Origin of the sequence: Pseudoalteromonas sp. Z9A5 (assembly GCF_011378875.1) — a bacterium.
In the GTDB taxonomy this organism is placed as follows: Bacteria; Pseudomonadota; Gammaproteobacteria; order Enterobacterales; family Alteromonadaceae; genus Pseudoalteromonas.
Genome location: NZ_WTLC01000001.1, coordinates 244,177 through 266,030 on the forward strand (window position 1 = coordinate 244,177; position 21,854 = coordinate 266,030).

The 21,854-nt window shown below is 38.8% G+C and carries 24 protein-coding genes; 18 read left to right on the forward strand and 6 right to left on the reverse strand.

Annotation, left to right across the window (positions count from 1 at the left end; genetic code table 11):
• The first annotated feature begins 3 nt into the window (after positions 1-3).
• The 4 genes from GQR56_RS01105 to ung are packed head-to-tail and all read left to right on the forward strand — an operon-like array spanning position 4 to position 3,599.
• The gene (locus GQR56_RS01105) at positions 4-1,488 is read left to right on the forward strand and encodes a cobyric acid synthase (protein WP_166108872.1); all 1,485 of its coding nucleotides are present in this window, start codon (positions 4-6) and stop codon (positions 1,486-1,488) included.
• The gene (gene cobO / locus GQR56_RS01110; RefSeq protein ID WP_024610031.1) at positions 1,481-2,080 is read left to right on the forward strand and encodes a cob(I)yrinic acid a,c-diamide adenosyltransferase; all 600 of its coding nucleotides are present in this window, start codon (positions 1,481-1,483) and stop codon (positions 2,078-2,080) included. Before GQR56_RS01105 ends, cobO begins: the two co-directional genes overlap by 8 nt.
• Positions 2,080-2,940 carry a cobalamin-binding protein gene (locus GQR56_RS01115; RefSeq protein WP_166108873.1) on the forward strand — a complete coding sequence of 287 codons (861 nt, stop codon included), beginning with the start codon at positions 2,080-2,082 and terminating at the stop codon, positions 2,938-2,940. The genes cobO and GQR56_RS01115 overlap by 1 nt, the downstream gene beginning before the upstream one ends.
• Positions 2,937-3,599, forward strand: a complete 663-nt coding sequence (gene ung, locus GQR56_RS01120) for a uracil-DNA glycosylase (RefSeq protein WP_024610029.1) — start codon at positions 2,937-2,939, stop codon at positions 3,597-3,599. Before GQR56_RS01115 ends, ung begins: the two co-directional genes overlap by 4 nt.
• A 107-nt stretch (positions 3,600-3,706) precedes the next feature.
• Here ung and GQR56_RS01125 read toward each other — a convergent pair whose 3' ends face one another.
• Both GQR56_RS01125 and tal read right to left on the reverse strand, forming a co-directional pair.
• On the reverse strand, positions 3,707-3,895 hold the full coding sequence (locus GQR56_RS01125; protein WP_024610028.1) for a DUF3545 family protein: 189 nt from the start codon (positions 3,893-3,895) through the stop codon (positions 3,707-3,709).
• Between the two features lie 221 nt (positions 3,896-4,116).
• Positions 4,117-5,067 carry a transaldolase gene (gene tal, locus GQR56_RS01130; RefSeq protein ID WP_166108874.1) on the reverse strand — a complete coding sequence of 317 codons (951 nt, stop codon included), beginning with the start codon at positions 5,065-5,067 and terminating at the stop codon, positions 4,117-4,119.
• Between the two features lie 224 nt (positions 5,068-5,291).
• On the opposite strand from tal, the gene yaaA reads away from it, so the two are divergent.
• Both yaaA and GQR56_RS01140 read left to right on the forward strand, forming a co-directional pair.
• Positions 5,292-6,071: a peroxide stress protein YaaA gene (gene yaaA / locus GQR56_RS01135; protein ID WP_166108875.1), complete on the forward strand. Its 780-nt coding sequence runs from the start codon at positions 5,292-5,294 to the stop codon at positions 6,069-6,071.
• 129 nt (positions 6,072-6,200) lie between these two features.
• Positions 6,201-7,157, forward strand: a complete 957-nt coding sequence (locus tag GQR56_RS01140; protein ID WP_166108876.1) for a mechanosensitive ion channel family protein — start codon at positions 6,201-6,203, stop codon at positions 7,155-7,157.
• Between the two features lie 86 nt (positions 7,158-7,243).
• On the opposite strand, the gene GQR56_RS01145 is transcribed toward GQR56_RS01140, so the two are convergent.
• Positions 7,244-7,807, reverse strand: a complete 564-nt coding sequence (locus GQR56_RS01145; protein ID WP_166108877.1) for a hypothetical protein — start codon at positions 7,805-7,807, stop codon at positions 7,244-7,246.
• Positions 7,808-7,930: 123 nt separating this feature from the next.
• Between GQR56_RS01145 and GQR56_RS01150 the strand changes: the two genes are divergently transcribed.
• On the forward strand, positions 7,931-8,614 hold the full coding sequence (locus GQR56_RS01150; RefSeq protein ID WP_166108878.1) for a hypothetical protein: 684 nt from the start codon (positions 7,931-7,933) through the stop codon (positions 8,612-8,614).
• An 86-nt stretch (positions 8,615-8,700) separates the two neighbouring features.
• Here GQR56_RS01150 and GQR56_RS01155 read toward each other — a convergent pair whose 3' ends face one another.
• Positions 8,701-9,021, reverse strand: a complete 321-nt coding sequence (locus tag GQR56_RS01155) for a BON domain-containing protein (RefSeq protein WP_166108879.1) — start codon at positions 9,019-9,021, stop codon at positions 8,701-8,703.
• Between the two features lie 208 nt (positions 9,022-9,229).
• On the opposite strand from GQR56_RS01155, the gene GQR56_RS01160 reads away from it, so the two are divergent.
• Together GQR56_RS01160 and GQR56_RS01165 are read left to right on the forward strand one after the other, a co-directional pair.
• Positions 9,230-9,400, forward strand: coding sequence for a hypothetical protein (locus GQR56_RS01160; RefSeq protein ID WP_166108880.1), 171 nt, complete (start codon positions 9,230-9,232; stop codon positions 9,398-9,400).
• Positions 9,390-9,683: a hypothetical protein gene (locus tag GQR56_RS01165; protein WP_024610020.1), complete on the forward strand. Its 294-nt coding sequence runs from the start codon at positions 9,390-9,392 to the stop codon at positions 9,681-9,683. Before GQR56_RS01160 ends, GQR56_RS01165 begins: the two co-directional genes overlap by 11 nt.
• Positions 9,684-9,744: 61 nt before the next feature.
• Here the strand turns inward: GQR56_RS01165 and srmB are convergent, their stop codons facing one another.
• Entirely contained in the window at positions 9,745-10,971 is a 1,227-nt protein-coding gene (gene srmB / locus GQR56_RS01170) for an ATP-dependent RNA helicase SrmB (protein ID WP_024610019.1), read from the reverse strand.
• Positions 10,972-11,047: 76 nt separating this feature from the next.
• Between srmB and GQR56_RS01175 the strand changes: the two genes are divergently transcribed.
• From GQR56_RS01175 to GQR56_RS01190, 4 genes are all read left to right on the forward strand, one after another.
• Positions 11,048-11,746: a methyltransferase gene (locus GQR56_RS01175; protein WP_166108881.1), complete on the forward strand. Its 699-nt coding sequence runs from the start codon at positions 11,048-11,050 to the stop codon at positions 11,744-11,746.
• A 61-nt stretch (positions 11,747-11,807) separates the two neighbouring features.
• On the forward strand, positions 11,808-13,520 hold the full coding sequence (locus GQR56_RS01180; protein ID WP_166108882.1) for a DUF4153 domain-containing protein: 1,713 nt from the start codon (positions 11,808-11,810) through the stop codon (positions 13,518-13,520).
• Between the two features lie 131 nt (positions 13,521-13,651).
• Complete coding sequence (locus tag GQR56_RS01185) at positions 13,652-14,098, forward strand: DUF2147 domain-containing protein (protein WP_166108883.1); 447 nt, start codon at positions 13,652-13,654, stop codon at positions 14,096-14,098.
• A gap of 169 nt (positions 14,099-14,267) precedes the next feature.
• Complete coding sequence (locus GQR56_RS01190; RefSeq protein ID WP_024610015.1) at positions 14,268-14,735, forward strand: YHS domain-containing (seleno)protein; 468 nt, start codon at positions 14,268-14,270, stop codon at positions 14,733-14,735.
• Between the two features lie 86 nt (positions 14,736-14,821).
• Here GQR56_RS01190 and fldB read toward each other — a convergent pair whose 3' ends face one another.
• Positions 14,822-15,343 (reverse strand): flavodoxin FldB, encoded by a 522-nt coding sequence (fldB, locus tag GQR56_RS01195; protein WP_024610014.1) that lies wholly within the window; start codon positions 15,341-15,343, stop codon positions 14,822-14,824.
• Between the two features lie 94 nt (positions 15,344-15,437).
• Here fldB and xerD point away from each other — a divergent pair, with 94 nt between their 5' ends.
• The 5 genes from xerD (at position 15,438) to lysS (ending at position 21,761) form a co-directional block, all read left to right on the forward strand.
• The gene (xerD, locus tag GQR56_RS01200; RefSeq protein WP_024610013.1) at positions 15,438-16,364 is read left to right on the forward strand and encodes a site-specific tyrosine recombinase XerD; all 927 of its coding nucleotides are present in this window, start codon (positions 15,438-15,440) and stop codon (positions 16,362-16,364) included.
• Positions 16,365-16,424: 60 nt separating this feature from the next.
• Positions 16,425-17,153, forward strand: a complete 729-nt coding sequence (gene dsbC, locus GQR56_RS01205) for a bifunctional protein-disulfide isomerase/oxidoreductase DsbC (protein ID WP_166108884.1) — start codon at positions 16,425-16,427, stop codon at positions 17,151-17,153.
• Positions 17,154-17,234: 81 nt separating this feature from the next.
• Entirely contained in the window at positions 17,235-18,956 is a 1,722-nt protein-coding gene (gene recJ / locus GQR56_RS01210) for a single-stranded-DNA-specific exonuclease RecJ (protein ID WP_166108885.1), read from the forward strand.
• Positions 18,957-19,100: 144 nt separating this feature from the next.
• Positions 19,101-20,199 (forward strand): peptide chain release factor 2 gene (gene prfB, locus GQR56_RS01215; RefSeq protein WP_165727224.1). Its coding sequence is split into 2 segments (ribosomal slippage): positions 19,101-19,175 and positions 19,177-20,199, totalling 1,098 coding nucleotides; the frame shifts between segments, so codons are not numbered across the junction.
• Between the two features lie 26 nt (positions 20,200-20,225).
• Positions 20,226-21,761 (forward strand): lysine--tRNA ligase, encoded by a 1,536-nt coding sequence (gene lysS, locus GQR56_RS01220; RefSeq protein ID WP_024612780.1) that lies wholly within the window; start codon positions 20,226-20,228, stop codon positions 21,759-21,761.
• The last annotated feature ends 93 nt before the right edge of the window (positions 21,762-21,854 follow it).

Here is a 21,854-nt window from a genome sequence, read left to right on the forward strand (position 1 = left end):
TCTATGAAAACCTTAATGGTGCAAGGCACTACCTCCGACGCCGGTAAAAGTACCCTAGTTGCCGCCCTTTGCAGAGTGTTTGCTAAGCGTGGGGTAAAGGTTGCACCTTTTAAACCACAAAATATGGCACTTAATAGCGCAGTAACAAAAGATGGCGGCGAAATTGGTCGGGCGCAAGCTTTGCAAGCAATAGCAGCTAAAGTAGAGCCCGAAATAGACTTTAATCCTATTTTGCTTAAACCTAATAGCGATACGGGCGCACAAGTGATTATTCACGGAAAAGCCATTAGCAATATGGAAGCGGGCAAGTATCACGACTATAAAAAAGTGGCGATGGATGCAGTAATAACCTCACATAACCGCTTAGCTAAACGTTTTGATTTACTCCTTGTTGAAGGGGCGGGTAGTCCTGCTGAAATAAACCTGCGTGAAAACGATATTGCCAATATGGGTTACGCCGAAGAGGTAGATTGCCCTGTCATTATTATTGCCGATATTGATAAAGGTGGTGTGTTTGCACATTTGGTAGGTACGCTTGCGTTGTTAAGCGAGTCAGAACAGGCGCGCGTAAAAGGCTTTGTTATAAACCGCTTTAGAGGCGATATAGGTTTGCTGCAAGGTGGGCTTGATTGGCTTGAAGAATATACAAACAAATCCGTACTTGGCGTATTACCTTATTTGCACGACCTTGCGCTTGATGCCGAAGACGCCGTCGCAATTGATAATAACGTAACCAACGCCACAATTAATATTGCAGTGCTACTTGTTCCTCACATTAGTAACCACACCGATTTTGATGCACTGCGTTTGCACCCAAACATTAATATAAATTACGTGCGCCATACGCAAACGATCCCAGACGTTGATCTGATAATTATCCCAGGCAGTAAAAACGTGCTGGGCGATTTAAATTTTTTGAAAAATGAAGGCTGGGACACTCAAATTAAGCGCCACTTACGCTATGGTGGCAAAGTACTTGGTATTTGTGGCGGCATGCAAATGCTAGGTAATACGCTCAACGATCCCGACGGTATTGAATCGTCATTAAAGCAAGTAAATGGGCTTGCTCTATGCGACTTTGAAACCACGCTGACAGCGCAAAAAGTATTAACTAAAATAACCGCTACACTGCTTTTAAATAACCAACAAACACCCTGTAGTGGTTACGAAATACATGCAGGAATTAGCCAAGGTGCAGCGCTTGATAAGCCATTTTTAACCTTTGATGAAAGCCACCCACATGGCTTTACGTTTGATGGCTTTATTAGCGATGATAACGCCATTGCGGGCACTTATTTACATGGCTTATTTGATGAAGCCGATGCTACATCGCAAATTTTAAAATGGGTAAAACCAAGCGCCTCAATTAACCCAATTAGTATTGCCACTCATCGCGAGCAGCAGTTAGAACGATTAGCAACCATGTGCGAAACGCATTTAAACATACAGCAAATTATCTCGATTTATGAAGGGCACAATAATGACTGAACAAAACAACGATAAGCACAAGCAGCGCCAACAAAAAGTAAAAGATCAAGTGGATGCGCGTGTTGCTGCAGCACAAGATGTAAAAGGTATTTTTCAGGTAATTACGGGTAACGGTAAAGGTAAGTCAACCTCGGGCTTTGGCGTTGTCGCACGTTGCGTAGGGCATGGTAAAAAAGCGGCTGTTTGCCAATATATTAAAGGTACATGGGAGTGTGGCGAGCGTAATTTATTACAAGGTGCAGGCGTTGAGTTTGTTGTAATGAACACCGGTTTTACCTGGGATACGCAAAATAAAGAAGCTGATACCGCAGCCGCCCAAGCAACATGGCAAGAGTCAAAACGCATGCTTGCTGATAGCAGTATTGATTTAGTATTACTCGATGAGCTTACGTATATGGTGACCTACGGCTACGTTGATTTAGATGAAGTAGTAACAGCGCTTAATAATCGCCCACCAATGCAGTCAGTTATTATTACAGGGCGTGCAGCGCACCGTACTTTAACCGACCTTGCCGACACTGTAAGCGAAGTGCGTAATGTAAAACACGCATTCGACTCAGGCATAAAAGCGCTTGAAGGGTTTGATTACTAATGTTTAAAGCGTTTTTTATTGGGCTGCTGCTTTTTAGTGTATCGGGTGATGCACTTGCAGAGCAGGTTAATGATTCTAAAAAACTGCGAATAATCGCGCTTGCACCACATATAGTCGAAAACCTATTTGCCATAGGGGCGGGCGATAATATTGTGGGCACCGTTGATTACGCCGACTACCCAAGTGAGGCCCAAAGTATTGAGCGCATAGGCGGTTATTACGGCATCTCGCTTGAAAAAGTATTGGCGCTTAAACCTGATTTAGTAATTGCGTGGAAAAGCGGAAATCAAAGCGAAGATTTAGCCCAAATAGAGCGCTTAGGTATAAAAGTATATTTGAGTAATCCCACCACAATCGCTGGTGTAGCCGACGAGTTACTGACTTTTGGTGAATTTACAGGGAATATTGAGCAAAGCCAGCAGGCGGCAAACGCATTTACACAAAAGCTAAACGCGATTATTAAAAGCCAGCAGAATAAAAAAAATATAACAGCGTTTTACCAATTATGGTCAGGACCGATGATGACGGTAGGCAAAAATACATGGATAAATCAGCTGATTGAAACATGCCATGTAAGCAATGTATTTGCACAGAGCGTTACAGATTACCCGCAAATTAGTATCGAAAATGTCATTGTTACTAAGCCACAAGTTATCATTATTCCTGATGAAAAATCAAAAACACCACAACCGGTTGTTAATTGGCAAAAGTGGCCAGAAGTGCCCGCCATTAAAAATGATCAATTTATTAGCGTAAATGCCGATTTATTACATCGTTTTACTCCGCGCATGCTAGATGGACTTGCGGATATGTGTGGTAAAATAGACGCATCACGTAAACAGATTAAGAGTACACAATGAGCGATTGGGCTACATTTTTAGAAAGTGAATTACAGCAACCTTACATGCAGCAAACGTTAGAGTATGTGGCTAATCGCCGCAATGAAGGTGTTGCTGTTTATCCGCCTGAAGCTCAAGTATTTAGTGCTTTTGATGCCACAGCGCTTAATAACATCCGCGTTGTAATTTTAGGACAAGACCCATACCACGGAGAAGGGCAAGCGCACGGCTTGTGTTTTTCGGTATTGCCTGATGTAAAAAAGCTGCCGCCGTCGCTTAAAAATATGTACAAAGAGTTAGCTACCGATATCAGCGGGTTTATTATTCCTGAGCGTGGTTACCTGCAAAGCTGGGCAGATCAGGGCGTGTTTTTACTTAATACAGTATTGACCGTTGAGCAAGGTCAAGCGCATTCTCACAAGCATTTAGGGTGGGAGCAATTTACCGATAATGTAATTGCGCATATTAATAAGCGCTGCGAAGGTGTGGTATTTATTTTATGGGGTGCACATGCACAAAAAAAAGGGAAAGGCATAGATAGCGCTCGCCATCATGTTTTAAAAGGACCGCACCCATCGCCGCTTTCGGCGCATAGAGGCTTTTTTGGCTGTCAGCATTTTTCAAAAACGAATGAGCTATTACAAGCCCAAGGTGAAAAGCCGATTAACTGGCAGGTGTAAATAACCTGAGCTCTGAATAATAAATTTATCTCATGCAGCTATTTTCAACGCATTAAAAAAGGCTTCCATACTATGGAAGCCTTTTTGTTTAGTTGGTGTGTACTGGATTAAAAATTTAACTCATCAATCGCAATACTGTCTGCAAAAAAATCATATTCTTGTAATTCTTTACGTAAGCGGTGCTTGTCTTTAATTGCTTCTATTTCCCGCCATTTTCTTTTTTTATTTTTCTGAGAGGTTTTCCTTGTTGTATCTGGTCCTTCTAATATCTCTAATACATCGTTTAGGCTATCCATGAACTTCTCCTATTGATTTTATTGACCTCAAGAATACCTATACCACAGGCATAGCTAAAATAGAATAAAAAAGTGACAGTTATGTTACGAGGATGTGATGAATTGGTGAAGGTTTTTTAGTGTTTTGACTAGTTAAAGCTCAAGTATTTAGCAGATAAAAAATTATAGACATAAAAAAACGCCGCAATTGCGACGTTTTTTTAAAGTACGTTTATAGCAAATTACATTGCTTTAAAGCGCGCTTCTAGTTGTTCTTGTGCATCAGCAAAAGAGCGAATACCTTCGGCTAGTTTTTCAGTCGCCATAGGATCTTGGTTATGTAACCAACGGAACTGTGCTTCTGTTAAAGGCTCAGGCTTTGGCTCTTGTGGAACATCGCTTTCTAGCAAGTATTCTTGTGCGCCTTCTAGGTTGCCTAAATCTTCTAAAAGATTAGGGCTAATAGTTAGCTTGTCACAACCGGTAAGTGCAATAATTTCGCCTGTGTTACGGAAACTTGCACCCATCACAACTGTTTTGTAGTCATGGCGTTTGTAAAATTCAAAAATGCTGCGTACAGACTGAACACCTGGGTCTTGTAGCGGATCGGTTGGTTTTTCCATACCGTTAGCAACGTGCCAATCTAAAATACGACCAACAAATGGCGAAATTAGAAATACGTTTGCATCGGCACACGCGCGGGCTTGGGCATCGCTAAATAATAAAGTAAGGTTACATTTAGTCCCTTCTTTTTCTAGCTGCTCAGCGGCTTTAATACCTTCCCACGTAGACGCAACTTTAATTAAAATTTTGTCTTTGCTTACGCCTTCTTTTTCGTAAAGGCTAAGTAGGGTATGTGCTTTATCAATTGTAGCTTGCGTATTAAACGAAAGGCGTGCATCTACTTCAGTAGAAATATAACCAGGTACAATCTCGCTAATTTCTTTACCTAGTAATACGGCAAAGTAATCGCATGCTAGTTCAAGTTGTTTAGCTGGCTCTTGCTCGGTTTCTTTTGCATAGCTCCAAGCTTTATTTAGATAAGGCTTATAAGCTTCAATCTCGCTCGCTTTTAATAAAAGCGACGGGTTTGTAGTTGCATCTTCTGGTTGATGCTTTTTGATCGCTTCAATATCGCCAGTGTCGGCCACGATAGATGAATGTTGTTTTAGCCTTTGTAGAGCTGAAGTCATTTGCTTTCCTCATTCCAAGCAAGTTAAAAGAATAATCTAAACACTCTTAATATATTCAATCCATACTGCAACAGTGTGACAATGCTTGATAGGTCTTATGTCCTGATCAATAAAAAAACGGCTATGCATGGATTTTAAGAGAGGATTTATTTAAACAAAACGTGCTTTTCGTTTCATTTAATGTTGAAATTGACACTAAATAAATTACAAGTCAATAGCTAACTATGATCACTGTTATTTCACCTGCAAAAAATCTTGATTACGAAACGCCACCCGCAACAGATAAGTTCACTCAGCCTGAATTACTAGAGCACAGCGAAGAGCTCATGAAAGTATGCCGTGAACTAACACCAGCGCAAATTGGCAGTTTAATGAAAATTAGCGATAAGCTATCAGGGCTTAACGCAGCACGCTTTAGCGAGTGGGCGCAGCCGTTTACTCAAAGTAATGCAAAACAAGCCGCACTTGCCTTTAATGGTGATGTATATGGCGGTTTAGATGCAAGCACGCTTAAAGCTAGCGAGCTTGATTACGCACAAAACCATTTACGTATACTTTCGGGTTTATACGGTTTATTAAAACCACTTGATTTAATGCAAGCTTATCGCCTTGAAATGGGCACCAAGCTCGAAAACTCACGTGGTAAAAACTTATACGAGTTTTGGGGCAGCGTAATAGCGAATAAACTTAACGACGTATTAAAAGCACAAGACGCGCAATACTTAGTTAACCTTGCTTCAAACGAATACTTTAAAGCGGTAGATAAAAAAGCGCTTAATGCACAAATTATTACCCCTCACTTTAAAGACTGTAAAAACGGTCAATATAAAGTAATTAGCTTTTATGCTAAAAAAGCACGCGGCATGATGGCGCGCTACATTATCGAAAATAAAGTAACGCAGTTAAGTCAGCTTAAAGAGTTTACTGTGGCGGGTTATTACTTTAGCCAAGAGGCAACAGCTAAAGAGCTTGAGCCGGTATTTATGCGCGACGAACAAAATTAAACTGAGCGTAAAGTTCACTTAATTAAATAGTTAAAAAGCCATGCACCGCATGGCTTTTTTGATGCTGGCGTTATATTTGCAACTTCATCTAATATTAATGAGATTACTAATTACAGAGGTGCAAATAAAATGATCAGCATTCCGTCAGTTGGCGAAGCCGAAAAACTAATAGAAGAAAAGCTCGGAGGCTGGTTTGATATTGTTATCAGCCATATCCCTAATTTTATAGTGGCAATTATAATTGCCATAGTATTTTCAATATTGGCGCGCTTTGCTGGCAAGCTGATGAAAAACGTATTACGCCGTTCACTCGACTCAAAACAAATTGCCGATTTAATGGCGTCAATATTTAAAGTTATTGTGTTGTGTATAGGTTTATTTATAGCGCTCGATTTTGTTGGGCTAAAAGGCACTGTTACCTCGCTACTTGCTGGTGCGGGTATTGTGGGTTTAGCCATTGGTTTTGCGTTTCAAGATATGACCGAGAACCTGATTGCCGGCATAGCAATGGGTGTACGCAAGCCATTTAAAACTGGTGACGTAATAGAAACCGATGATGTGTTTGGTTCAATACATTCTATAAACCTACGTAACACGCTAATAGAGAGCTTTTACGGGCAATTAATACTCGTACCAAATAAAGTGTTATTTAGAAATGTACTAAAAAATTACACCACTTTAGGTGTTAGGCGCATAGAAGTGCCAGTGGGTATTTCTTACGGTGACGACATAGAAAAAGCAAAAGACGTCATAGTCGAAAAAATGAATGAATTCGACTTTGTAATACGCAAAGACGAAACCGCTGTATACGCTGAGAGTTTTGGCGATAGCAGTATTAATTTACTGGTGTGGTTTTGGATTAAGTACCCAGGCGAGCCTGATTTTATGACGGTACGCCATAAAGGTATAGTTGCCGTTAAGCAAGCACTAGACGAAGCTGACATTAGCATTCCATTCCCAATTCGTACTTTAGATTTTGGTATTAAAGGGGGTGAAAAACTCGATGCTATGATTAGCGATAAAATAAGTCAGCAGTCATCAAATAAAGAAAGTGGTGAGTGGGCTGACTCTAACCAAAGTGAGTAACTTAGCTAAAACTAATTAGGCAAAAGTATTGGGAAATAGTTACTTAGTAACTGCGCATTTTTACAGAGTAAAAATGCGCTTTTTAATTAGTTTAGTTCACACGTTATTCGCTCAATAGTTCCTCTTTCTACTTTATCGTCTCTATTATCCCAGTAAGCAAGTATCTCATTTTGAGTTAGTTTATTTTCATCAGCTATAACTAAACGTGCTGCCCATGCAAGTAAATGATTTGGATTTATCCACATATCATATAGATCGTACACGTGATGATCACACAAATGAATTGTCGACTCATTTTGTGTTGCCATGACAAACCAGTCGCCAGAGGGATCTGAGCCTAAAGAAAAAAACTCGTCTTCACTTTTAAAGTCGTCTAATTCATATTTAAAGTCAAAACCAATCATACTTTGACTGAATGGCCATAGAAAAGGGAACTTACCAGCATTATTTAGCTGAATGTATGCTTCTAGCCAAGAGTGCCATTTATTGTTTACGGTTTGTCGAAACTGGTTAAATATTTCATTTTTAAGAGTAACAGGCTCATTATAATCTAAGTCTTTAAATGCTTTGCATTCATCTAAAAATTTACTAGGGAAGTAATCGCTTTCAATCGGATTTGTAATTAGTTCAAGTAACTTTTCTTTATTCATTAATTATTTTCTCCAGCAGATTTTATTACGTATTTTTTATAAGGTAAGTTTCCCTTTTATCTATTTATTATGCAATTATTGGTTATACAAGGTGTATTTTTTAGATATTAGGATTACAAACAAATGAAGTTAAAGATTAAATGGTTTACAAAAATAATTTTATTTTCAAGCCTAGTTATTAGCTTTGTTTCAGTAGGTAACGAATATAATGCTAAATATGATGTGAGTTATAAATTAAATATAGATAACAATACCGCTGAAATACTTTTTCTCGATAAAAACAAAAACCTTATCTCTACATTAATCTTACCAAATAAAGCGGTATATATTGAAAAACAGAAGTTACGAGAATTTTGTAGCTCAGGTGATGTTTTATGTCCTAGAAAAAGTTATGAAAGTAACGTTATCACTTGGTCACCTGATAATGAATATTTAGCTGTGTTTGTGGGTAATACAAAAGGGTTTTGGTTTATCCCCAGTAAAGAAATAACAAAAGCCGCATTCAATAAAAATAATGTAGTTAAAGTTGGCGTACATACTAAAAACGATAAAATAAATATTGCTCTATTTCATGGCGCGGCAGGATGGGTTGATAATCATCATTACGTTTTTTCAGCGGGTTTAAGTGGTGACAATTTTGTTTATAAGTTTAACCCAAAAACAAAGGAACTTAAGGGTTTTCCCTTTGAGCTAAATGAAGATTCTACAGTAAGCAGTTTTGAAAAAGTTTTAGTTGAAAGTTTTAATTCGCAAAAAAGTAGCTTTAAAATAAGTGATGTGGCTAAACAATTAGAAGAATTAAAATAACTATACACAATAAAAAAGCGCCGCTTGTGTTGGAGTAACAAGCCGCGCTTATAAATTAATTTACGAATAGGTATATGTGGTGCATATTAAATAACACTAATTTTGTTACGAATGATTTTTACCCCATCCATATTTTCTAAAAACTTTTGAGCTAATGCGCGCTGAAAGCCGGTTTGCGCTTCGCCATATAAATCTACTTCACCGTTTTTTACCTGCACACGAATATCGCTTAACACTAAGTTAGGATTGGTACGTAAGGTCTGAGTAATTGTTTGCTGCAAGTTAGGTTGCGTAGCAACAGTGCTTACTAGGATCACGCTTGTTGCTGCACTTACTTTTGTAGCGCAAGCTAATAAAAATAAACAACAAAATGATACTAAAGCGATAGTTAACTTGAAGCGGTTCATAACTTAATCCTTACATTACGGTTAAAGAGTGCAGCCATCTTTTAAATTTTAACGACTGAGTTATCCTTGTTATTACAATTTCAGTGCCACATTTAATTGCTTGAAATTAAAAGACATTTTATTAAGGAAGAATTCAGGTGGGCAATTTTTACATAAAAGTGAGTATGGGTTACATGATCTGATTACATTTGTTACAGGTACAAATATAATGGGTGTAGGCTTCGTGGGTACTGTTTTTACAGGCTTTGTATTTGTAGATGCGGTTTCTGTAGGCACTGTCTCTGTAGATACGAAGCTTTTAACGGCAAGCTTTTTTTCACTAAAGCTTTGTGTAAATATACGCTTATACAATGTAATGGATTATTTATATGGCGCATAATTACCGTGAGCTTTTAGCCTATATAGGTTGGGAAAATAAAAAAGTTACTATTGAACTCATAAAGTTAACTAAAAATGGGCATTCATATTACTTTCAAGGTGAATTATGGCTGCGAAATTTAAGAGGACTTGGGGGCTCTCGGTGTACTTCTGTATCAGGGGAAAAGCTAGAAATAGCCATACTTAATCGAAATCGTATTCCTTGCTGGGTTAATCCAGTTGAAGTAGTTGTTGCTGAGTCAGCAGCTGAACGTTTTGAAAAGTGGACAGAAAAAACCTTATAATAAATGAGCTAGTCGCATTAAAAAGCCGACAAAAGCCGGCTTAGTATAAAAATGTTTTAGGTTATTTTTTCTTTTTAACCTTAGCCTTTTTCTTGGCTTTCATTTTTACTGGATCTTTACGCTTTTTAGCAGGTGGCTTAGCTTCTTTATGCTTGGGCTCCACACCTTTAATTACACGACGTTTAAGCTTTTGCTCAATATAGCGTTCTATTTTATATAAAATGCCAATATCGTGTGCTTCTACCATTGATATAGCGATGCCTTTTTTACCAGCACGACCAGTACGACCAATTCGGTGTACGTATATATCGGCAGTACGTGGTAAATCAAAGTTAATAACATGGCTAATGTCAGATACATCAATGCCACGCGCAGCTACATCGGTTGCAACTAATATACGTGTTTTACCGCTATGGAAGTTTTCCATAGCTTTCATACGTTTGTCTTGCGGCATTTCGCCACGTAACCAAGCCGCTTTTACATCATTGGTTGTAAGTTCACCAATCAATGTTTCTAGGCGCTCACGTGTTTTAACAAATACAATTGCTTTAGTAACGTCAGGGTTTTTGAGCGTATTAACTAACAACTCAAGCTTATGATGATAATCGTCGGCTAAATGTACCCACTGATGAATTTTTGCTTTTTCTTTGCGAGATGATTCTGCTTCAAGCAATGCTGGATCGTTTAGCGTTGTTTCTGCAAATCGCTCAACGCTATCGCCCTCAAGCGTTGCTGAGAATAAAAAGCACTGGCGACGATTTCTAGCTTCGTCACAAATACGTTTCATTTCTTTTTTAAAGCCCATGTCTAGCATGCGATCGGCTTCATCAATGATAAGCATCTCTACATGTTCAGCATGAAAATTTTCGGTTTCTAGGTATTCCATTAAACGCCCTGGTGTGGCGATTAATATATCGTTATTTTTTTCAAAAATTTCTTTGTGCGTGCCATAGTTAATGCCACCCGTTACCACACCTACTTTTAGGTTTGTACGCTTGGCAAGAAGCTCACATTGCTCATGAATTTGATAAGCTAGCTCACGTGTTGGGGTCATTACAAGTACACGTGCAAAACCAGGATCACGACGTGGAAAATCTAATAAATATTGAATAGCTGGAATTAAAAATGCAGCTGTTTTACCTGTGCCAGTCGGTGCAGATGCTAAAACATCACGCCCCTGAAGCGCTTCAGGAATAGCTTGTTGCTGAATACTTGTTGGGGTTTCGTACCCCATTTTATTAATCGCGTCGAGTAACTTGTTATCAAGATCAAAGTCAGAAAATTGCATAGAGTGTCTAAAATAAGGGACAATTACCTGCAATTATACGCGCTATCCACCAGTTGGTGAACGAAAAGGTGAAAAAATGTCTGGTTTTGCATTTAAACAATTTAAGGTTGAACACGAACAGTGTGCAATGAAGGTTTCTACGGATGGAATTTTACTTGGTGCATGGGCTAATTTAAACAATGCAAAGTCGTTACTTGATATAGGTACAGGCACGGGTTTGTTGGCGTTAATGTGTAAACAGCGCAATCCAGAACTCGCTATCACCGCAGTAGAAATTGACAAAAGTGCCCATACTCAAGCATTGCAAAATGTAGCGAGTAGTCCGTGGCCAACAATAAATGTTAAGCATCAAACCATCCAAAGTTTTAACAGTGACACTTTGTTTGATGTGGTTATTTCTAATCCGCCGTATTTTAATCACAGTTTAAAAGGCAATAATGCTGCGCGTAATACCGCACGCCATACTGATGGGTTAAGTTTTGAAGAGTTAATAAATGCGTTTAAACGTTTAAGCCATAATAAATCTCGTTTTAGCTTAATATTACCGAGTGTTGAAGGTGCATTGTTTATTGAGCTTGCTAGTCAAAATGGGCTTTATTTAAATACGCACTGCCAAGTAAAAGCCACACCTAATAAAGACGTTAGCCGCAGTTTAATGACATTTAGTTATATTGACGGTGATTTAAGTGAATCAACCCTCTGTATTCGAGAGATTGATAATAGCTATAGCGTTGATTATACAGCACTGTGCAAAGCATTTTATTTGAAAATGTAGGGTAATTGTATAATAGGAACAAATAACGCAAACTGATCAAAATTTATGACAGAGAACAGATATGGACAATCAGTTACCTAAACCCTTTATAATTACACTTGCAGTACTGCAAGCTATTGCGCTTACTCTTTTGTATAGCAGTATAGAAAACAATATGTGGCCAGCAACAAACCCTGTGTGGTTAATATCGTTAATTACATTTTCTATGAGTTTTCCTTTATTAGTGTTGATGAGCGTTAATAAGAGCAATATAAAAAGTGCATTAATTTTAATTTTGCCCTTTTCTTTATTGTTGTCTTTGCTCGGTGCCTATGTTGGTTTTCAGCAAGAACCTCAGGAGTATGTGATCAATGGCGATTTAACTTCTGTTTTTATTTTTACAGTGCTTATAGCTGGCTTTAAAGGCTTAATGTACATACAGCAATTTGGCAGCTCGGTAAGTATTAGCTACAGCAGCTTATTTAAGCTGTCTTGGCGTAATTTTATAATTTTTGCAGAATGTTGGCTGTTTGTACTTATTTTTTGGGGAATACTCAATTTAGGTGCCGCTTTATTTGATATTTTAGATATTAATTTTTTCTCTGAGTTATTAAGAAATGAGTGGTTTTGGATCCCGACTTTAACGCTCGCATTTGCCTTTGCGAGTGTCATATTTAGAAAGCTTTTGAACGTTGAAGATAATATCGCTTTTTTACTGCAAACTTTAATTAAGTTTTTACTGCCTGTTTTATCGGTTATTTCTCTTAGTTTTTTAGCAACACTCCCTTTTACCGGACTCAGTAAATTATGGGAAACCGGAAGTGGCAGTTTATTAGTCATGTGGTTGCAAGTGCTTACGTTGTTTTTTGTTAATACCGTTTATAAAGATGAGTCATCAGTTCGTCCTTATCACCTAATATTACATCGACTTGTTTTTATAAGCGTTGCGTTACTTCCCGTTTATAGTGTTATTTCGGCTTATGGTATTTATCAGCGAATTGAACAGCATGGGCTAACGGTAGATCGTTGTTGGGGTATTTTAATTTGGTTTTTGTTGGCGTGTTTTTCGTTTAGTTATCTTGTTGGAATTATAGCAAAAAGAGACAATTGGCTAGAGCCGCTTAGCAAAATAAATATTGTGATGGGCTGGGTTGTACTTGTAAGTATGCTTGCTGTTAATTCTCCTCTATTAAATTTTCAAAGTTTATCTGCTCAAAGCCAAATAGGGCGCTTAGATGACGGTAAAGTAACAATTGAAGAGTTTGATTATTATTATTTTGAGCACAGCTTGGGTCGTCAAGGTTATTTGGCTATGCAGTTATTAAAACAGAAGATTAAAACGAGTCACCCAGAGCAGCACACTACTATTGATAGAATGTATGCAAATGATGAATTTACCTCAACACAAATGGGTACTGTCGATGACTTTATTAAACAAAGTACATTTTGGCCTTCACGAGATCTAATTCCTCAAGATTTAATTGAGATGGCTTTTTCTGAGTATTATTCTCACGGTCGTAATTCACTAAAAGAAAGTAGCTTTTATTTTATTGGGATCGATTTAAATAAAGATGACGAATTAGAATTTATCCTTATTAATGAGAGAAATGACTATACATCTGCATATTTTTGGTCACTCGACTCTGGAGTTTGGGTCTCAAGATATATTAATGTTGAAAACCCAGAACACGTTAAATTACTTAAAACTATTATTGATAACGATGAAATATTTATAGTTGAACCCGAATATTCAGACTTGAAAATAGGTGATGTTTATTTTGAAATGTCTAGGTAGTTTATTTTACGTACTTTAAATTTAAGCCTAAACAAAACATACCGTGTTTTGTTTAGTCTGCTCTTTTGTAGTGTATTTATATAACGACTGTTATGATTGAATTATTAGCCACTTAAAACAAAGGCAACACAATGAAAATGTTATATAAAGTAGCTTTAGTTGGTGCATTGTCAACTATCGTTTTTGTAAGTCAAAGCGTGTTTTCTGCACCCACTCCAGTAGGGCTTTGGAAAACGATTGACGAGGATACAAACCAAGCTAAATCGTATGTGCGTATTACACAAACTGATGGTGTATTAAGCGGCACCGTTGACAAAATCATTGATCCAACAAAACAAAAAGATAAATGCACCGAGTGCGAGGGTAATTTAAAATACCAGTCTATTTTAGGTATGACTATTATTAAGGATGTTAAAGCTGAGGATGATGGCGTATGGGGCGACGGAGAAATACTTGACCCCACTAATGGTAAAACTTACACCGTACAACTAACGCCACAAGCTGATGGTAAAACACTTGAAGTACGTGGCTATATTGGCTTTTTTTACCGTAACCAATATTGGTTAAAAGTTGAATAAGGCTTATTACAAGAAAGTTTATTCGGTACTCTTAAATCGACTTTAAAGTTGCTGCTATATAAAAAATTAATCTCTGTATGAAATCATTTATTCGTTTTGCCTTTCTTCTTGTTTAAGCCAGCTATATTTAATTGGCATTCAATTTTGAACAAATAATAAAGGATAAAATATGATTAAGTACGTAGTTGCTTTAATAATGCTAAGCACGCTGTTAATAAGCGGTGGAGCAAATGCAAAAGATGACGCTGTTAATACAGGTTGGTTTAATAACACAGCCATTAAAGGCTACGATACCGTTGCTTACTTTACGCAAAATAAAGCAGTTAAAGGCAATGATAATTACTCTGTAAGCTATTTAGGTGCCGACTGGCATTTTGCAAGCGCAGAAAATAAAGCACTATTTGAAAAAGAGCCAAAACGTTATGCACCGCAATATGGTGGATGGTGTGCTTATGCAATGGCTGATGAAGGTAACGCTGTAGGTATAGACCCTGAAGCATTTTATATTCATGAAGATAAGCTTTACTTAAACTACAGCGAAAGCGTACAGCAAAAATGGTTAAGTAATTTAGTGCCGTATATTGTTATGGCTGATGGATATTACCCACAAACAACAAACGTGATGACGTTTAAGTAAATTTTTAATTAATATTAACTAAAAAGCCCGCAACTAAACTAGTTGCGGGCTTTTTGCTTTTTGCTTTTTATTTATTAGCTTATTAATTAAAGCGTTTCGCCATATTCAGTCATTACCTGTTCAACCCATGTTGCAATGCGGTCGTCGCTTAGTTCGTACTGGCTATCTTCGTCGAGTGCGAGCCCTACAAATTGTTTGTTGTCGGGCGTTAGCGCTTTTGAAGCTTCAAACTCGTAGCTACTATCGTTTGGCCAAAAACCAAGTTGGGTAAATGTTTGTGTATTTATTTCATCGTGTAGCATGCCTAGCGCATCTTGAAACCACTGCCCGTAACCTTGTTGATCGCCCATGCCAAATAAGGCAATGGTTTTACCATTTAGGTTTACGTCTGCAATGTCGTCCCACTTTGACTCCCAGTCTTCTTGTATTTCACCAAAATCCCATGTTGAAATACCAAAAATGATGAAGTCGTACTGCTCTGCATTTTTTAGTGGTTCGTCTTTAATATTATGTAAGGTAACTATATCGGCGCCAATAATGTCTCGAATTTTTTCTGCAGCCATTTCGGTGTAGCACGTAGTAGAACCAAAAAATAAACCAATTTGCATCGTATTTATCACTGTGTAATTGCCTGATATGATAAGCTCAAGTTTACCGTAAGGTATTTTTAATTGATACCTTAGCAAAGCATGAGAGCACAATGTGACAACGCTATCTGATAATTTCCCCGAAAATAATAGTGGCATGAGTAGTAACAGCGACTACCTAGAAAATTTTTTAGACAGCCTGTACTTAGAGCAAGGTGTAAGCGAAAACACATTAAGTGCTTATCGAAGTGATTTAGATAAATTTTGCCTGTTTTTAAAAGGCGAAAACTTAATGACGGTAACCGGGCTTGATGTAGAAAGCTACCTAGCACACCGAGTCGATTTAGGATTAAAACCTCGTAGCACTGCGCGTAGCATTAGTGCGCTAAAGCGCTTTTATCAATACTTTGTGCGTGAAAAAGTAATTAGTGACACCCCTATGCTGAATATTTCACAGCCAAAAGCGGGGCAGTCGTTACCTAAAACATTGTCTGAGGCTGAGGTAGAGGCATTGCTTGCTGCCCCAAATACAGATGAAGCAATGGGACTTCGCGATAAAGCCATGCTTGAGCTACTTTATGCAACGGGTTTGCGTGTTAGCGAATTAGTAGGGCTTAGAATGGAGCAAGTTAATTTGCGCCAAGCGGTAGTGTTTGTAAAAGGTAAAGGTAATAAAGAGCGTTTAGTGCCCTTTGGCGAAGAAGCAATGTACTGGCTTGAGCAATTTTTAAAGGTTGGCCGTGCGCAAATGATAAAACACGCTACCGATTTCGTATTTCCGTCTAAGCGTGGTGTAGGCATGACTCGACAAACTTTTTGGCATAGAATTAAACACTATGCTATTTTGGCATCGGTTGAGTCTCCATTATCGCCTCATACTATGCGCCATGCTTTCGCTACGCATTTATTAAATCATGGGGCAGATTTACGTGTGGTACAAATGATGTTGGGCCATAGCGATTTATCAACCACGCAAATTTATACTCATGTTGCTAATGAACGATTAAAATCCGTACACGCGCAGCATCATCCGCGCGCTTAATTTGAAATTTATTATCACTAAGCCGGTCAATTTATAAGTATTTTTAGAATAGAGAGAATTATGAAAAAATTAATGTTAGCAAGTGCCATGTTGTGCACAAGTATTAGTGCATTTGCAAATGGCGTTGCTGTAACACCAGATGCTAATGATCCTATTATTACTAAATTTGCCGAGCTTGGTGTTACCGTTAAGCAAATTAATCCAAGCCCTGTTGAGGGTTTAAAAGAACTGATCACTAATAAAGGCGTGCTTTATGCAAGCCCAGATGGTCAATTTTTAATGCAAGGTACACTCATCGATTTAAATAATCGTAATAACCTAACAGAGCAAGCGCTTAACGGTGTGCGTGTTGAAGGTCTTAAAGAATACGAAGATTCGATGATTGTGTACAAAGCACCAAACGAAAAACACAGCATCACTGTATTTACCGATATTAGTTGTGGCTATTGTCGTAAATTGCACCGTGAACTAGACGACTTACTTGATGAAGGCATAACTGTTAAGTATCTTGCGTTTCCACGTGGTGGGTTGCAAGGTTCTGGTTATGCAGATTTAATGAATGTATGGTGTGCTAAAGATCAGCAAGAAGCACTTACAGAAGCTAAATCGGGCGTAGATACTAAAGTAATTAAAGGTTGTAACGCGCCTGTAGCTGAGCATTATCAGCTTGGTCAAAGCTTTGGCATTAGCGGTACACCAGCAATTGTTTTAGAAGATGGTACGATGATCCCAGGTTATCAGCCAGCTGCAGCACTAAAAGCGGCATTAGAAGCTAACAAAGCTTCGTAATTAAACGCTTAGTTATTATTAAAAAGGCCTTAATGGCCTTTTTTTGTCTTTTAAATACGACTAAATAAGTAAAAATCCTGCATGAAAAAATTGATCATTGCGCGAGAAAATATTGACGATTCGCATTTACCGAGTCATTTACACCCTGTAATTAAACAAATTTATGCCAATCGTAATGTGTTCAATGCCGATGAGCTAAACAATAGTGTAGCAACGCTTCATGACTTTAAATTGTTTAAAGACATAGACAAAGCTAGCGACTTATTAATTGAGGCATTAAAAGCACAAAGCCATATTTTAATAGTTGGCGACTTTGATGCTGATGGTGCAACCAGTACTGCAACCTTAATGCAAGGTTTGGAAATGTTTGGTTTTAAGCATTTAGATTACTTAATTCCGGATCGTTTTAGCTTAGGTTATGGCTTGAGCCCCGCGCTTGCAGAGCAAATAGTACAAATAAAACCTGACTTAGTGATCACCGTAGATAATGGTATATCGTGTATTGCCGGTATTGATATTTTAAAAGCGGTTGGCATTAAAGTGCTGGTAACAGATCACCACTTACAAGGTGAGCAATTACCTAATGCTGATGCAATAGTAAACCCAAATAGGCATGAATGTAATTTCCCGTCTAAATCGATTGCAGGCGTTGGCGTTGCTTTTTACTTGTTAATAGCACTGAGAAGCGTAATGCGAGATTTAGGTTATTTTGAGCAGCAATCGCCACCTAACTTAGCTAACTTACTCGACATTGTAGCACTTGGTACGGTTGCCGATGTTGTTGCGCTTGATGCAAATAATCGTACTTTAGTGCATCAAGGTTTAGCACGTATTCGTAGTGGTAAAACGCGTCCAGGTATTACTGCGCTTATTGAAGTGGCAAATCGTAATGCTGCACGTTTAAGTGCTAGCGACTTTGGTTTTTCGCTTGCCCCGCGTTTAAACGCAGCTGGGCGATTAGACGACATGAGTTTGGGTATAGCGTGCTTGCTCAGTACTGATATAAATCAAGCTCGCAGCATAGCAGGCGAACTCGATAGCTTAAACTTTGCAAGGCGCGAAATAGAGCAGGGTATGCAAGCAGAGGCGCAAGCTGTACTCGATAGACTCGCATTTAACGACAGCAACATTCCTGATGCCATTTGTTTATTTCAAGATGATTGGCATCAAGGGGTTATTGGTATTTTAGCTGGTCGCTTAAAAGAAAAATACCATCGCCCGACTGTTATATTTGCTGGTGGAGAAAACGGTGAAATAAAAGGTTCGTGCCGCTCTATTGAAGGGCTGCACATGCGCGATTTACTTGAAGGGCTTAACACTGCCGATCCGCATTTAATTAATAAATTTGGTGGTCATGCAATGGCTGCAGGCTTAAGTATTAACGAGCAACACTTTAACGACTTTAAAAAAGCGTTTGACGCTGCTGTTAGCGCGCAACTCAGCGAAGAAAGTAAACGCTGTATTGTGTTTACCGATGGTGAGCTGCCAAACGACTGTTTTACGATGGAATTTGCACAGCTGTTAAAGCAATCAGGTCCGTGGGGGCAGCAATTTCCTGAACCGGTGTTTGAGCATACATTTGAATTAATACAGCAACGCATAGTCGGCGAAAAGCATTTAAAGCTGGTGTTAAAACATCAATCAGGTCGATTAGTTGACGCCATCGCATTTGGTATTGATGTAAAAGAATGGCCAGATACCGAGGCTAAATTTGTAAAAGTAGCGTACCAGCTCGATATAAATGAGTTTAGAGGTAAATTTACCCTGCAACTAATTGTTCGAGAGCTTGAAAAAGTGCACTAAAAAATATGCACATATCATGCATAAAAGGCTAATAAAGCGCGCGGTTTTTTGTTAAAATCGGGCGTTTTTATCATTTGACGATAATTTATTGCGAAAATCCCGTTTAAATGGGCGCAATTACCTAGCCATTTTGGAGTGATGTACATGTTTGAAGTGAATCCTGTGATTAATCAAATCAAGGAAATTCGCGAACGTACTGAATTGCTTCGGGGGTACCTTTGACTACGCTCTTAAACAAGAACGCTTAGAAGAAGTTAACGCCGAACTTGAAGATTCAGCCGTATGGAATGAGCCCGAACGCGCACAAGCGCTTGGCCGTGAAAAATCAGCATTAGAAGCGGTTGTTGAAACAATCGACAACCTTGTGGCCGGTACAGACGATGTAGAAGGCTTACTTGAGTTAGCTGTAGAAGCTGAAGACGAAGACACCTTTGTTGAAGCGCAAACTGAGCTTGCTGATTTAAACGAGCAGTTAGAAGGTTTAGAGTTTCGTCGTATGTTTTCAGGTCCTCACGACTCAAACGATGCTTATCTTGATTTACAATCGGGTTCTGGCGGTACTGAAGCTCAAGACTGGTGTAATATTTTACTACGTATGTATTTACGCTGGGGCGAAGCTAAAGGCTTTAAAGTTGAGCTAGTTGAAGCGACCGACGGCGACGTAGCCGGTATTAAAGGCGCAACAGTTCGCTTTGTTGGCGAATATGCTTACGGTTGGTTACGTACCGAAACTGGCGTGCATCGCTTAGTGCGTAAAAGCCCGTTTGACTCAAGTGGTCGTCGTCATACATCATTTGCTTCTGCGTTTGTATACCCAGAAGTTGACGATAACATTGAAATTGATATGAATCCGTCAGACCTACGTATAGACGTTTACCGTGCCTCGGGTGCGGGTGGTCAGCACGTTAACACCACCGAATCGGCGGTTCGTATTACTCACGTACCAACAAATACCGTAGTGCAGTGTCAAAACGAGCGTTCACAGCATAAAAATAAAGCCCAAGCGATGAAGCAGTTAAAAGCTAAATTATTTGAGCTTGAGCTACAACAGCAAAATGCTGAAAAACAAACGCAAGAAGATGCTAAATCTGATATTGGTTGGGGTAGTCAAATTCGTTCATACGTACTTGATGACGCACGCATTAAAGATTTACGAACAGGCGTTGAAAACCGCAATACCCAATCGGTACTTGACGGTAACTTAGATAAATTTATTGAAGCCAGCCTTAAATCTGGCTTATAACCACCAAGCTAATAAAGAGCTAAAAAATGACTGATAAAATCCAAGACGAAAACAAGTTAATCGCTGAGCGTCGCGGCAAGTTAGATGCTATACGCGAAAATTGCCCAGCCAACGGTCATCCAAACCAATTCCGTCGTGAGCATTACACGGCTGACTTGCAAGCCCAGTTTGGTGATAAGAGCAAAGAAGAATTAGTAGAGATGCAAGAAGTTGTGTCTATTGCTGGACGTATTTTAGCAAAGCGTGGACCGTTTTTTGTAATTCAAGACATGAAAGGTCGTGTACAAGCGTATGCATCTAAAGACGTTCAAAAAGATCTTAAAGAAAAATATGGTCAACTAGACACTGGCGATATTATTGGTGTTAAAGGTGCACTAAATAAATCGGGTAAAGGCGATTTATACGTAGAAATGACTGAGTACCAACTACTAACTAAGTCACTTCGTCCGTTACCTGAAAAATTCCATGGCTTATCGGATCAAGAAACAAAGTACCGCCAACGTTACGTTGATTTAATTACTAACGAAGCAACGCGCGAAACATTCCGTATTCGTTCACAAGTAGTTGAAGGCATTCGTCGCTTTTTAGCAGACCGTGACTTTATGGAAGTAGAAACACCAATGCTACAGGTTATACCTGGCGGTGCATCTGCACGTCCGTTTGTAACTCACCATAATGCACTTGATATCGACATGTACTTACGTATAGCGCCTGAGCTTTACTTAAAGCGCTTAGTGGTAGGTGGTTTTGACCGTGTATTCGAAATTAACCGTAACTTCCGTAACGAAGGGTTATCTACGCGTCACAATCCAGAATTCACAATGATTGAATTTTACCAAGCATACGCTGATTACATCGACCTGATGAACATCACCGAGGACATGCTACGTACGGTTGCAGAAAACGTACTAGGTAGCGCTGTTGTAGTTAATACAACTAAAGACGAAAACGGCGAAGTAATTGACTCAGTTGAGTACGACTTTGGTCAACCGTTTACACGTTTAAGCATGAGCGACGCAATCTTAAAATATAATCCTGAGTTTGATGCTGCGGTATTTAACGACCCAGAAAACCATTTTGACGAATTAAAAGCGTACGCTAAACAAGTACACGTTAAAATTCCTGAAAATTGTGTTTGGGGCCCAGGTAAGTTCTTGTGTGAAATATTTGAAGAAACAGCAGAACACATGCTTATTCAACCTACGTTTATTACTGGCTACCCGTGGGAAGTTTCTCCACTAGCTCGCCGTAACGACGACAATGCATTTGTTACAGACCGTTTTGAGTTTTTTGTTGGCGGTCGTGAACTTGCAAATGGTTTCTCTGAGCTTAACGATGCACAGGACCAAGCTGAGCGCTTTACTCGTCAAGTTGAAGAGAAAGACGCAGGCGATGATGAAGCAATGCATTACGATGAAGACTACATACGCGCACTTGAGTACGGCTTACCGCCAACTGCAGGTGAAGGTATTGGTATTGACCGTTTAGTTATGTTGTTTACTGATTCATCAACAATTAAAGATGTTATTTTGTTCCCGCATATGCGCCCGCAAGCCGACTAAGCTTTAGGTAAAACAAAATAAGTTAATAAACGCCGCTTAATAGCGGCGTTTTTGTGTGTGTTTAATAGAGAATTGTACGAGAAGTATTTATTA

Bases quoted from the DNA above. Each gene is read 5' to 3' on its own strand.
- GQR56_RS01105 (WP_166108872.1), top strand. From the start codon at position 4: ATGAAAACCTTAATGGTGCAAGGCACTACCTCCGACGCCGGTAAAAGT.
- cobO (WP_024610031.1), top strand. From the start codon at position 1,481: ATGACTGAACAAAACAACGATAAGCACAAGCAGCGCCAACAAAAAGTA.
- GQR56_RS01115 (WP_166108873.1), top strand. From the start codon at position 2,080: ATGTTTAAAGCGTTTTTTATTGGGCTGCTGCTTTTTAGTGTATCGGGT.
- ung (WP_024610029.1), top strand. From the start codon at position 2,937: ATGAGCGATTGGGCTACATTTTTAGAAAGTGAATTACAGCAACCTTAC.
- GQR56_RS01125 (WP_024610028.1), bottom strand. From the start codon at position 3,895: ATGGATAGCCTAAACGATGTATTAGAGATATTAGAAGGACCAGATACA.
- tal (WP_166108874.1), bottom strand. From the start codon at position 5,067: ATGACTTCAGCTCTACAAAGGCTAAAACAACATTCATCTATCGTGGCC.
- yaaA (WP_166108875.1), top strand. From the start codon at position 5,292: ATGATCACTGTTATTTCACCTGCAAAAAATCTTGATTACGAAACGCCA.
- GQR56_RS01140 (WP_166108876.1), top strand. From the start codon at position 6,201: ATGATCAGCATTCCGTCAGTTGGCGAAGCCGAAAAACTAATAGAAGAA.
- GQR56_RS01145 (WP_166108877.1), bottom strand. From the start codon at position 7,807: ATGAATAAAGAAAAGTTACTTGAACTAATTACAAATCCGATTGAAAGC.
- GQR56_RS01150 (WP_166108878.1), top strand. From the start codon at position 7,931: ATGAAGTTAAAGATTAAATGGTTTACAAAAATAATTTTATTTTCAAGC.
- GQR56_RS01155 (WP_166108879.1), bottom strand. From the start codon at position 9,021: ATGAACCGCTTCAAGTTAACTATCGCTTTAGTATCATTTTGTTGTTTA.
- GQR56_RS01160 (WP_166108880.1), top strand. From the start codon at position 9,230: ATGGGTGTAGGCTTCGTGGGTACTGTTTTTACAGGCTTTGTATTTGTA.
- GQR56_RS01165 (WP_024610020.1), top strand. From the start codon at position 9,390: ATGGCGCATAATTACCGTGAGCTTTTAGCCTATATAGGTTGGGAAAAT.
- srmB (WP_024610019.1), bottom strand. From the start codon at position 10,971: ATGCAATTTTCTGACTTTGATCTTGATAACAAGTTACTCGACGCGATT.
- GQR56_RS01175 (WP_166108881.1), top strand. From the start codon at position 11,048: ATGTCTGGTTTTGCATTTAAACAATTTAAGGTTGAACACGAACAGTGT.
- GQR56_RS01180 (WP_166108882.1), top strand. From the start codon at position 11,808: ATGGACAATCAGTTACCTAAACCCTTTATAATTACACTTGCAGTACTG.
- GQR56_RS01185 (WP_166108883.1), top strand. From the start codon at position 13,652: ATGAAAATGTTATATAAAGTAGCTTTAGTTGGTGCATTGTCAACTATC.
- GQR56_RS01190 (WP_024610015.1), top strand. From the start codon at position 14,268: ATGATTAAGTACGTAGTTGCTTTAATAATGCTAAGCACGCTGTTAATA.
- fldB (WP_024610014.1), bottom strand. From the start codon at position 15,343: ATGCAAATTGGTTTATTTTTTGGTTCTACTACGTGCTACACCGAAATG.
- dsbC (WP_166108884.1), top strand. From the start codon at position 16,425: ATGAAAAAATTAATGTTAGCAAGTGCCATGTTGTGCACAAGTATTAGT.
- recJ (WP_166108885.1), top strand. From the start codon at position 17,235: ATGAAAAAATTGATCATTGCGCGAGAAAATATTGACGATTCGCATTTA.
- lysS (WP_024612780.1), top strand. From the start codon at position 20,226: ATGACTGATAAAATCCAAGACGAAAACAAGTTAATCGCTGAGCGTCGC.